This is a genomic window from Ideonella sp. P3_A4, from assembly GCF_056403075.1.
Genome location: NZ_JBFUGE010000209.1, coordinates 1 through 10419, shown reverse-complemented (window position 1 = coordinate 10419; position 10419 = coordinate 1). Strand labels below are relative to the sequence as shown.

The 10419-nt window shown below is 65.3% G+C and carries 12 protein-coding genes and 1 pseudogene; 1 reads left to right on the top strand and 12 read right to left on the bottom strand.

What is annotated here, in order from left to right; genetic code table 11:
- The 12 genes from AC1DYI_RS18260 to AC1DYI_RS18205 all read right to left on the bottom strand — a co-directional run.
- Positions 1 to 360, bottom strand: a 360-nt coding sequence (locus tag AC1DYI_RS18260) for a F0F1 ATP synthase subunit epsilon (RefSeq protein ID WP_477205551.1), incomplete at its 3' end; no start/stop codon positions are given.
- Positions 361 to 369: 9 nt separating this feature from the next.
- Positions 370 to 1782 (bottom strand): F0F1 ATP synthase subunit beta, encoded by a 1413-nt coding sequence (atpD, locus tag AC1DYI_RS18255; protein WP_477205550.1) that lies wholly within the window; start codon positions 1780 to 1782, stop codon positions 370 to 372.
- Positions 1783 to 1828: 46 nt separating this feature from the next.
- Positions 1829 to 2713, bottom strand: a complete 885-nt coding sequence (atpG, locus tag AC1DYI_RS18250) for a F0F1 ATP synthase subunit gamma (protein WP_477205549.1) — start codon at positions 2711 to 2713, stop codon at positions 1829 to 1831.
- A gap of 35 nt (positions 2714 to 2748) precedes the next feature.
- Positions 2749 to 4362, bottom strand: coding sequence for a F0F1 ATP synthase subunit alpha (gene atpA / locus AC1DYI_RS18245; protein WP_477205548.1), 1614 nt, complete (start codon positions 4360 to 4362; stop codon positions 2749 to 2751).
- Between the two features lie 83 nt (positions 4363 to 4445).
- Positions 4446 to 4979 carry a F0F1 ATP synthase subunit delta gene (locus tag AC1DYI_RS18240; RefSeq protein WP_477205547.1) on the bottom strand — a complete coding sequence of 178 codons (534 nt, stop codon included), beginning with the start codon at positions 4977 to 4979 and terminating at the stop codon, positions 4446 to 4448.
- A gap of 2 nt (positions 4980 to 4981) precedes the next feature.
- Positions 4982 to 5452, bottom strand: a complete 471-nt coding sequence (locus tag AC1DYI_RS18235; RefSeq protein WP_477205546.1) for a F0F1 ATP synthase subunit B — start codon at positions 5450 to 5452, stop codon at positions 4982 to 4984.
- A 91-nt stretch (positions 5453 to 5543) separates the two neighbouring features.
- Positions 5544 to 5822 carry a F0F1 ATP synthase subunit C gene (gene atpE, locus AC1DYI_RS18230; RefSeq protein WP_477205545.1) on the bottom strand — a complete coding sequence of 93 codons (279 nt, stop codon included), beginning with the start codon at positions 5820 to 5822 and terminating at the stop codon, positions 5544 to 5546.
- A 75-nt stretch (positions 5823 to 5897) separates the two neighbouring features.
- Positions 5898 to 6779 carry a F0F1 ATP synthase subunit A gene (atpB, locus tag AC1DYI_RS18225; RefSeq protein WP_477205544.1) on the bottom strand — a complete coding sequence of 294 codons (882 nt, stop codon included), beginning with the start codon at positions 6777 to 6779 and terminating at the stop codon, positions 5898 to 5900.
- A gap of 35 nt (positions 6780 to 6814) precedes the next feature.
- Positions 6815 to 7264 (bottom strand): ATP synthase subunit I, encoded by a 450-nt coding sequence (locus AC1DYI_RS18220; RefSeq protein WP_477205543.1) that lies wholly within the window; start codon positions 7262 to 7264, stop codon positions 6815 to 6817.
- Between the two features lie 264 nt (positions 7265 to 7528).
- Positions 7529 to 8443 carry an SMP-30/gluconolactonase/LRE family protein gene (locus AC1DYI_RS18215; protein WP_477205542.1) on the bottom strand — a complete coding sequence of 305 codons (915 nt, stop codon included), beginning with the start codon at positions 8441 to 8443 and terminating at the stop codon, positions 7529 to 7531.
- A gap of 5 nt (positions 8444 to 8448) precedes the next feature.
- Positions 8449 to 9381: an aldose 1-epimerase gene (locus AC1DYI_RS18210; RefSeq protein ID WP_477205541.1), complete on the bottom strand. Its 933-nt coding sequence runs from the start codon at positions 9379 to 9381 to the stop codon at positions 8449 to 8451.
- Between the two features lie 48 nt (positions 9382 to 9429).
- Complete coding sequence (locus AC1DYI_RS18205; protein WP_374565109.1) at positions 9430 to 9783, bottom strand: phage holin family protein; 354 nt, start codon at positions 9781 to 9783, stop codon at positions 9430 to 9432.
- Positions 9784 to 10157: 374 nt separating this feature from the next.
- Here AC1DYI_RS18205 and AC1DYI_RS18200 point away from each other — a divergent pair.
- Positions 10158 to 10419, top strand: a pseudogene (locus AC1DYI_RS18200) (SWIB/MDM2 domain-containing protein); the annotation flags it as partial.

Below are 10419 nucleotides of genomic sequence, written 5' to 3'. Positions count from 1 at the left end.
GCCCTGGGCCTTGGCGAAGTCGATGTCGCTCTTCGCGTTCTTCATCGCGTCCTCGGCCATCTTCTTGGCTTCGAGCGCCTTGGCTTCGTCCAGGTCGTGGCCGCGGATGGCCGTGTCGGCCAGCACCGTGACCGAACCCGGCTGCACTTCCAGGATGCCACCGGCGACGAAGACGAACTCTTCCTCGCCGTTGTCGGCGCGCTCTATGCGCACCGCACCCGGCTTGATGCGGGTGATCAGCGGCGTGTGGCGCGGCAGGATGCCGAGCTCGCCGTTCTCACCCGGCAGCGCGACGAACTTCGCCTCGCCGGAGAAGATCGACTCTTCGGCGGAAACGACGTCAACGTGGATGGTTGCCATGACGGCTCCTTAATTGATCTTCTTGGCCTTTTCGAAGGCCTCGTCGATCGTGCCAACCATGTAGAAGGCCTGCTCGGGCAGGTGATCGCACTCGCCGGCGACGATCATCTTGAAGCCGCGGATGGTTTCCTTCAGCGGCACGTACTTGCCCGGCGAGCCGGTGAACACTTCGGCCACGTGGAACGGCTGCGACAGGAAACGCTGGATCTTGCGGGCGCGGGCCACGGCCAGCTTGTCTTCCGGCGACAGCTCATCCATGCCCAGGATCGCGATGATGTCGCGCAGTTCCTTGTAGCGCTGCAGCGTGGCCTGCAYGGCACGGGTGGTCTCGTAGTGCTCGAGGCCCACGACGTTCGGGTCGACCTGGCGCGAGGTCGAGTCCAGCGGGTCCACCGCAGGGTAGATGCCCAGCGACGCGATGTCACGCGACAGCACGACGGTGGCGTCCAAGTGGGCGAAGGTCGTGGCAGGCGACGGATCGGTCAAGTCATCCGCCGGCACGTACACGGCCTGGATCGAGGTGATCGAACCGACCTTGGTCGACGTGATCCGCTCTTGCAGTCGGCCCATTTCTTCGGCCAGCGTCGGCTGGTAGCCCACGGCGGAAGGCATACGGCCCAGCAACGCGGACACTTCGGTGCCGGCCAGCGTGTAGCGGTAGATGTTGTCGACGAAGAACAGCACGTCCTTGCCTTCGTCGCGGAACGACTCGGCGATGGTCAGGCCGGTCAGCGCGACGCGCAGACGGTTGCCCGGGGGCTCGTTCATCTGGCCGTAGACCATGGCGACCTTGGACTCGCCCAGGTTCTCCAGGTTCACGACGCCCGAATCGGCCATCTCGTGATAGAAGTCGTTGCCTTCACGGGTGCGCTCACCCACGCCGGCGAACACCGACAAGCCCGAGTGGGCCTTGGCGATGTTGTTGATCAACTCCATCATGTTCACGGTCTTGCCGACGCCGGCGCCACCGAACAGGCCCACCTTGCCGCCCTTGGCGAACGGGCAGATCAGGTCGATCACCTTGATGCCGGTTTCGAGCAGTTCTTGCGACGGGCTCAGCTCGTCGTACGACGGGGCCTTGCGGTGGATCGAGGCGGTCAGGGTCTGGTCGACCGGGCCGCGCTCGTCGATCGGCGCGCCCAGCACGTCCATGATGCGGCCCAGCGTGGCCTTGCCGACCGGCACGGTGATCGCCGCGCCGGTGTTGCTGACCATGACGCCGCGGCGCAGGCCGTCCGACGAACCCAGCGCGATGGTGCGCACGATGCCGTCGCCGAGCTGCTGCTGCACTTCCAGCGTCAGCGTCGAGCCTTCCATCTTCAGCGCGTCATACACCTTGGGCATGCGGTCACGCGGGAACTCCACGTCCACCACGGCGCCGATGCACTGAACGATCTTGCCTTGGGCTTGAGTGTTCGACATTTGTCTGTCCTTCAATTCAGAATTCGTGTGAGTCTCGGGCCGAGGCTTAACCGCTGATGGCGGCGGCACCGCCGACGATCTCGGAAAGCTCTTTGGTGATCGCTGCCTGGCGCGTCTTGTTGTAGACGAGCTTCAGTTCACCGATCAGCGTGCCGGCGTTGTCGGTCGCGGCCTTCATCGCCACCATGCGTGCGGATTGCTCCGACGCCATGTTCTCGGCGACTGCCTGGTAGACCAGCGCCTCGACGTACCGCGTCAGCAGCTCGTCGATCACCGTCGCGGCGTCCGGCTCGTAGATGTAGTCCCAGCCGTGGGCCTTCTTCTCGGCTTCGGTCTGGGTCAGCGCGCCAGCCGTCAGCGGCAGCAACTGCTCGACCACCGGCTCTTGCTTCATCGTGTTGATGAACCTGGTGTAGCACAGGTACACCGCATCCACCTTGCCTTCGACGAAGGCGTCGAGCATGACCTTGACCGGGCCGATCAGCTTGTCGATCTGCGGCGCATCGCCCAGGCCGAGCGCGTGCGACACGACCTTGGCACCGATGCGGTTCAGGAAGCCGTTGCCCTTGGTGCCGATCGCCACCGCCTGCACCTGGCCACCGGCCGTTTGCACGTCACGCATCTTGTTCGTGACGGCACGCAGCACGTTGGTGTTCAGGCCGCCGCACAGACCCTTGTCGGTCGTGACGACGATGAAACCCGACGCACCAGCTTTGCCGCCCGAACGCATGTAGGGCGACTGGTACTCGGGGTTGGCCTGCGACAGGTTGGCCGCGATGTTGCGGATCTTGTCGCTGTACGGGCGCGCGGAACGCATGCGTTCCTGCGCCTTGCGCATCTTCGACGCAGCGACCATCTCCATGGCCTTGGTGATCTTCTTGGTGTTCTCCACCGATTTGATCTTGCCGCGTATTTCCTTGCCGACCGCCATGAYGGTTCTCCTTGTTCAGAGTGTCAGGCGGGGCTTCAGGCGAAGGACTTCTTGAACGCGGTGATCGCGTCGAGCAGCTCGATCTCGGCCTTCTGGCAGGACTTCTTGAATTCCTGCTTGGCCTGGTCGTCCTTCTTTTCGTCGATCTTCAGGTTCCACTTGGCAGCGTTCGTGTCCAGGAACGACAACAACGCAGCATGGCTGGCCTTCAGATGCTGATGCAGGCCGTGCTCAAACGGTAGAACCTTCTTGATCTCGATCGAATCCATGTAGCCCTTGTTCACCGCGTACAAAGTAGCGGCCATCAGGCTGACGGGAAGCGGCGAGTACTGGGCTTGCTTCAGCAGTTCGGTCACGCGGGCACCGCGGTCCAGTTGCTTGCGGGTGGCTTCGTCCAGGTCCGAGGCGAACTGCGCGAACGCGGCCAGTTCACGGTACTGCGCCAGGTCGGTACGGATACCGCCGGACAGCGACTTGATCAGGTTGGTCTGGGCCGCGCCACCGACGCGCGACACCGAGATACCGGCGTTGATCGCAGGGCGGATGCCGGCGTTGAACAGGCTGGTTTCCAGGAAGATCTGGCCGTCGGTGATCGAGATCACGTTGGTCGGCACGAAGGCCGACACGTCACCGGCTTGGGTTTCGATGATCGGCAGCGCGGTCAGCGAACCGGTCTTGCCCTTGACCTCACCCTTGGTGAAGGCTTCGACGTAGTCGGCGTTCACGCGGGCCGCGCGCTCGAGCAGACGGCTGTGGAGATAGAACACGTCGCCGGGGAAGGCTTCGCGGCCCGGCGGGCGGCGCAGCAGCAGCGACACTTGACGGTAGGCAACGGCCTGCTTGGACAGGTCGTCATAGACGATCAGCGCGTCTTGGCCGCGGTCGCGGAAGTACTCGCCCATCGTGCAGCCCGAATAGGCCGACACGTACTGCATCGCGGCCGACTCAGAGGCCGAGGCGGCAACGACGATGGTGAAGTCCATCGCGCCGGCTTGTTCCAGAGCGCGCACCACGTTCTTGATCGACGAAGCCTTCTGGCCGATCGCGACGTAGACGCAGGTCATGTTCTGACCCTTCTGGTTGATGATCGCGTCGATCGCCACCGCCGTCTTGCCGGTCTGGCGGTCGCCGATGATCAGCTCGCGCTGGCCGCGGCCGATCGGCACCATCGAGTCGATCGACTTCAGGCCGGTCTGCACTGGCTGGTCGACGGACTTACGGGCGATCACGCCCGGGGCGACCTTCTCGATCACGTCGGTCAGCTTGGCGTTGATCGGGCCCTTGCCGTCGATCGGCTGACCCAGCGCGTTGACGACACGGCCGATCAGCTCGGGGCCGACCGGCACTTCCAGGATGCGGCCCGTGCACTTGACGGTGTCGCCTTCGGAGATGTGTTCGTACTCGCCCAAGATCACCGCGCCGACGGAGTCGCGCTCGAGGTTCAGCGCGAGGCCGAACGACGGCTGGCCGTCCTTGCCGGCGGGGAACTCGAGCATTTCGCCGGCCATTGCATCGGACAGGCCGTGCACGCGGACGATGCCGTCGGTCACCGAAACGACGGTGCCCTGGTTGCGGATGTCCGTCGAGGCGCCCAGGCCTTCGATGCGGCTCTTGATCAGTTCGGAAATTTCAGCGGGATTCAGTTGCATAGCTTTCTCCGAAAGCGTGAGGCGCTAGCGTCGGGCTGGTCGCCGTAAATGGTGTTGCCGTGGAGCGCGTGGGCTGCGGATGTTCAGTGGGTCAGTGCGACGCGCATCTGCTCGAGCCGGGCGCGAACCGAGGTGTCCAGCACCTCGTCACCGACTTCGACACGGATGCCGCCGATCAGCGACTCGTCGACCGCGACGCTGGCGTTCAGCTTGCGGCCGAAGCGCTTCTCCAGCGTGGCGACGACATCGGCCAGCTGGCCGGCGTCGAGCGCGAAGGCGCTGGTGATCTTGGCGTCCGACACACCTGTGCTGGCGTTGACCAGCGCGCGGTATTGCGCGGCGATCGCGGGCAGCGCGTTCAGGCGGCCGTTGTCGATGACGGTGCGCAGCAGGTTGGCGACCTTGGGCGACAGCTGCAGGCGGGCGACGCCGCTGACCAGCTCGAACACCTGTGCCGCGCTGACCTTGGGGCTGTCGGCGAACTGGCGCAGTTGCGCATGGCCGGCGACCTGGCCCAGCGTTTGCAGCTGGTCGGCCAGGCCTGAAGCGTCGTCTCCGGCGCTGGCCTTGAACAGGGCTTCCGCGTAGGGGCGGGCGATGGTGGCGAGCTCGGCCATGGTCAGAGTTCCGTCTTCAGGCGGGTCAGCAGCTCGGCGTGGACGCCGGCGTTGACTTCGCGCTTCAGGATCTGCTCAGCGCCCTTGACGGCCAACAGCGCGACCTGCTCACGCAGGGCCTCGCGGGCCTTCATGGATTCTTGCTCGGCCTCGGCCTTGGCGGCGGCGACGATCTTGGCGCCTTCCTCGCTTGCGCGGGACTTGGCTTCTTCGATCAGTTGCTGGCCCAGGCGTTCGGCGTCGGACAGGCGCTTGGCAGCGTCGTCCTTGGCGGCCGACAGCTCGGCTTGGATCGTCTTCGCGGCGGCGGCCGATTCGGCCTTCGCCTTGTCGGCGGCCGACAGCCCATCGGCGATCTTCTTCGCGCGCTCGTCCAGCGCGGTGGTGATCGGCGGCCAGACGAATTTCATCGTGAACCAGACCAAGATCAGGAACACGATCATCTGGACGATGAGGGTACCGGTGATGCTCACTTGATTGCCTCGAACGGTGGCGGGGATCTTCAGCGAAGGGTGCGGCAGCTCATGCGACCGCGCCCTTGCCTCTCAACACGACCGTGCCGTATTACTTGGCGGCTTGGGCGGCCACGGCTTGGGCGATCTGGCCCAGGAACGGGTTGGCCGTGGCGAACCACAGGGCGATACCGGTGCCGATGATGAWGGCCGCGTCGATCAGGCCGGCCAGCAGGAACATCTTGGTCTGCAGTTCGCCCATCAGCTCAGGCTGGCGAGCGGCGGACTCCAGGTACTTGCTGCCCATGATGCCGATGCCGATACAAGCACCGACAGCGCCCAGACCAATGATCAGGCCGGCGGCGAGAGCAACAAAGCTGATGACTTCCATGATGACTCCTAGTCGAGAAGGTTGTGTTGTGAAGAGGAAAAAGGAAACGGGAACCGAGAGAAAGACCGCCGCTCTTTAGTGAGCGTCGTGTGCCTGACCGATGTAGACCAGCGTGAGCATCATGAACACGAAGGCCTGCAGGGTGATGATCAGGATGTGGAAGATCGCCCAGGCGGAGCCGGCGATGATGTGGCCGATGGCCAGGCCCAGACCGGTACCGAAGCCGACCGAGCCGATGGCGCCGCCCATCAGGGCGATCAGCAGGAAGATCAGCTCGCCGGCATACATGTTGCCGAACAGACGCATGCCGTGCGAGACCGTCTTGGCGACGAACTCGATGACCTGCATCAGGAAGTTGAACGGGTACAGCGCCCAGTGGTCGCCGAACGGGGCGGCGAACAGCTCGTGGACCCAGCCGCCGAAGCCCTTGATCTTGACGTTGTAGACCAGGCAGACGACCAGCACCGACAGCGACAGGCCCATCGTCACCGACAGGTCGGCGGTGGGCACCGAGCGCAGGTAGGCGTGGTGCGCGTCGCCGCCATTGGCCTCGACGATCCAGCCCCAGATGGCGGGCAGCAGATCGACCGGCAGCAAGTCCATCGCGTTCATCAGGAAGATCCAGAGGAACACGGTCAGCGCCAACGGGGCGACCAGCTTGCGGCTGGTGGCGTTGTGCACGATGCCCTTGGCCTGCGATTCGACCATCTCGACCAGGATCTCGACCGCGGCCTGGAAACGCCCCGGCACACCGGAAGTGGCCGAGCGCGCAGCGCGCCACAGGAAGAAGCAGCCCACCACGCCGATCAGGACGGCGAAGAACATCGAGTCCCAGGCCACGACCGACAGGTCGAACGGGCCGTGCAGCTCTTTGTTGCGGGCGTGGGTCAGGTGGTGGACGATGTACTCGCCCGCGGTGGGTGCGTGCTCTACGGCTTCGTGACCTTCGGCTGCCATGTTGTTGTCGTCCGTGCTAACTGTTCAATTGGCGTTCAACTTGTCGTCTTGCGCCCGCGCCACGCGAGCGCAACCCAATACACCTTGATGCACAGCACCAGCGCCGCCAGCAAGGCTGGCCAGCTCAGGTGCGGCACCAGTCTCGGCGCCCCGATCAACAGGGCCACCGACACTCCCAGCTTCACCATCTCCCAGAACATGAAGCTGACGGCGGATACGCCGGGCGCCATGCTCGAGAGCCGGCTGGTCATGCCACGCGCCATCAAGGCGCCCGGCAGGACCACCGTGCCGGCGCCATACAGCGCCGACCAGAAATACGACGATTCACCCATCAGCAGCCCCGCAAGCGCGGCCACGATGCTCCCGACCACGGCCTGGACCGCGACCACCCGCCATGGTGAGACAGCGGGGTTTCGCACCGCCAGGGCCCGAGCCTCTTCTCGGGTCAAGGCCTTGAACGGCGGCTTTGCGCCCTCATCATCCACATCAGCCCATGGATCAGATCGGTCCGGTCGCGGCGTGCCCGGCTGTTGAGCAGGGGCGGCTGGCGGCGGGGTCTGGGGTGAGTTGGAGGCTGCGGTCGGCAAAGCCTCGGGATTATACGAGCAAACCCTTGGCAGACCCATGACGCCCTACTTCGGGCCAGATATGGAACGCATAAGGGGCCTCGACGTGGCCGCCGGTTACGCCACGGTTACGGTGCTTTTGTGGACGTCAACAGGCCCCGCAGGGCCGCCTGTCGAGCAGCTTTACAGCACAGCAAAGTTCACCGGCAGTCCCGGCACGTCGATACGCAAACGCAGCACCTGCCCCGCCCACGGCTGTGCGGCCAACTCATCAGCCGGCCGCTTCTCGCGCGCAGTCGTCACATACAAGGTCTTGAGGTCGGCATCGCCAAAGCAGGCCATGGTCGCGCAGCGCACCGGCAGCCTGACCTCGCGCAACACCTCGCCGTCCGGCGACAGGCGCAGCAGGCGCTGGCCCTCGAACATTGCGCTCCAGTAGCAGCCTTCGTTGTCGACCGCCGCGCCGTCGGGTCGGCCACCATAACTGTCCAGTGGCTGGTCGGCGGTCTTGAGCGGGAACTGCGCAAAGGCACGCCGGTTCGACAGCGAGCCGTCGCTCGGGTCCATGTCGAGCGCCTGGATCAGGTGGGCTTTGGTGTCGCTCCAATACAGCGTGCGCCCGTTCGGGCTCCAGCCCAGACCGTTGCTGACGGTGACATCGCCGGCCATGCGCTGCAGCTCGCCATCGCCCCAGCGGTACAACGCCGCCAGCGCCGGCTCGCGCGGTTCGTAGATCGTGCCGACCCAGAATCGGCCCTGCGGATCGGCCTTGCCATCATTGAAGCGCTCTTTGGTTTGGTCGTACGGCGGCTTGACCAACAGACGGCGCTTGCCGTTCGCCGGATCGAAGCGCCACAGGCCATCCCGCATCGCCAGCAGCAACTCGCCGCCCAGCAGCGGCGCCGCACTGCACGGCTCGCAGTCGAAATCCCACGCGCGGTGAGCGCCGCTGGCAGGCTCGTAGCGGTTCAGTCGCTTGCCCGGGATGTCGCACCAGTACAGCGCGGACTCACCGGGATGCCAGAACGGCGACTCGCCCAGCAGCGAGGGCGGCACCGGCAGCGGCCGCGCCTCGAACAGCGCGGGCGTGTCGGCCATGCCGCTCATACCCGCGCGACGTCCAGCGTGAACCAGGCTTCGAACGACTCGTCAGGCGCCAGCTTGCGCAGCCCATGGGCTTGCGGGTCGGCCATGTGGATGGCGTTGCTGACGTGGGTCACCGGCTCGACGCAGAAGTACGGCTTGTTCTGCGGCGTGAAGACGACCAGGTACGGCGTCGACGCGCGCAGGCTCATGCGCAGCTTCTCGTCGCGGATCTTCGCGTCGCCACGCCAGCCTTCGAAGCAGTTGTCGAAGTCGAGATGGGCGATGTCGCCATCGATGCCGGCCTGCGGCACCTTGCGCGTCGGCAGGCCGCTCGCGTCAGGCTCCCAGCGGTCGGTCAGCTCGATGTGCAGACGGCTGCGGCTGCGCTTCGGGAAGTAAGGGTGCCAGCCCAGACCGACCGGCTGCGGCCCGTCGTGGCGGTTGGTGATGTGCAGGCGCGTGGTCAGCGATTCAGGGGTCAGCTCGTAGACCTGGCGCAGATCGAAAGCGAAGGGCCAATGCGCATCGGGCTGGTGCGAGTAGGCCAGTTCGACCCGCTGCGCATCGCTGGAGACGACCGTCCACGGACGTTGCCATGCGACCCCGTGCACCGAGTGCGGGTTGTCGTCGAAGTTCTGCTGCGTCGTGTAGTCATGGCCCAACCAGCGAAAGCGACGGAAACCGAGGCGGTTCGAGTACGGCGCCAAGGGATAGTTGCCCGCCAGACGCGACGTGGCCAGCTCGGCCGGCTCGGTGCTGCGCAGCACCGGCAGATCGCCGAGCCAGAGGCCGGCCAAGCAACCGCCCAGGTCGGGCCGCAATGCCAGGCGCAGTTCGCCGGCGGTCAGTTCGATGGAGTTCGCGGTGGTGATGGCTAGGCCCTCCTCAGGGCAGGCACGACGGGCGTGCGGTGAACGTATGCAGGGGAATGCGGGCGCTGAAGGCGGCACGTCCGACGCATCCTACGCCGGACGCGAAACGCGCCCTGACTCACGCGCTCACTCGCGCGCGAAGATGCGTTCGACGGCGGTGTCGATGACCATGCCGCAGGCGCTGTAGATCAACGAGCCGATCAGCGCGGCCGCGAAGCCGGCCACCTCGAAGCCGTCGAGCAGGCGCGCCGCGGCCCAGAACATCAGCGCGTTGATCACGAACAGGAACAGGCCCAGCGTGAGCAGCGTGACCGGCAAGGTCAGCAGCACCAGCAGCGGACGCACCAGCGTGTTCAGCAGGCCCAGGACCAACGCCGCACCAAGCGCCGCGGTGAAGCTGGCCACGGTGACACCGCTGTACAGGTTGGCCACCAGCAGCAGTGCGGCAGCGAGCAGGAACCAACGGACAAGGAGCTTCATCGAAGGCGACTTCCTTTGAGGTGTTGACTCAACACGTGGTCGACGACGACCGCGCAGCGGCATTGTGCGGTGCTCACGCGCGTGTGCAAGTGGGGTCCGCCGGCACGTGATCAGCGATCTGCGTCGAATCGTGTCCGTCGTCCCTCGTGAAAATACGGGTGAGGGTATACAAATACTTCCAGGTGATGCCCAGGAACGACAAATGCGGGTCACTCCGGGGCATCAAAGGGTGTTTTACGAGGGAAAACGGCTTCTCAGCCCCTCGTACACGCAGTACCATTCGGGTCGCTGCGGATCTTGTGAGAAATGGAAGTCCACGTGGCTTCCAACCCGGGCCCGGCACATCAACTGTTCACTTGATGGAGAGAATCAACATGGCAACTGCGAAGAAGGCCGCTCCGGCCAAGAAGGCCGCTCCGGCGAAAAAGGCCGCTCCGGCCAAGAAGGCCGCCGCTCCGGCGAAGAAGGCGGCGCCTGCCAAGAAGGCAGCGCCCGCGAAGAAGGCCGCTCCGGCCAAGAAAGCGGCCCCCGCGAAGAAGGCCGCCCCGGCCAAGAAGCGCACCCCGAACGCCGCGTTCATGAAGGCAATGACCCCCAGCGCTGCGCTGGCCGCGGTCATCGGCGACAAGGCCGTGC

Coding starts and splice junctions, on each gene's coding strand:
- atpG (WP_477205549.1), bottom strand. CDS start 2,713: ATGGCGGTCGGCAAGGAAATACGCGGCAAGATCAAATCGGTGGAGAAC.
- atpA (WP_477205548.1), bottom strand. CDS start 4,362: ATGCAACTGAATCCCGCTGAAATTTCCGAACTGATCAAGAGCCGCATC.
- AC1DYI_RS18240 (WP_477205547.1), bottom strand. CDS start 4,979: ATGGCCGAGCTCGCCACCATCGCCCGCCCCTACGCGGAAGCCCTGTTC.
- atpB (WP_477205544.1), bottom strand. CDS start 6,779: ATGGCAGCCGAAGGTCACGAAGCCGTAGAGCACGCACCCACCGCGGGC.
- AC1DYI_RS18215 (WP_477205542.1), bottom strand. CDS start 8,443: ATGGCCGACACGCCCGCGCTGTTCGAGGCGCGGCCGCTGCCGGTGCCG.
- AC1DYI_RS18205 (WP_374565109.1), bottom strand. CDS start 9,783: ATGAAGCTCCTTGTCCGTTGGTTCCTGCTCGCTGCCGCACTGCTGCTG.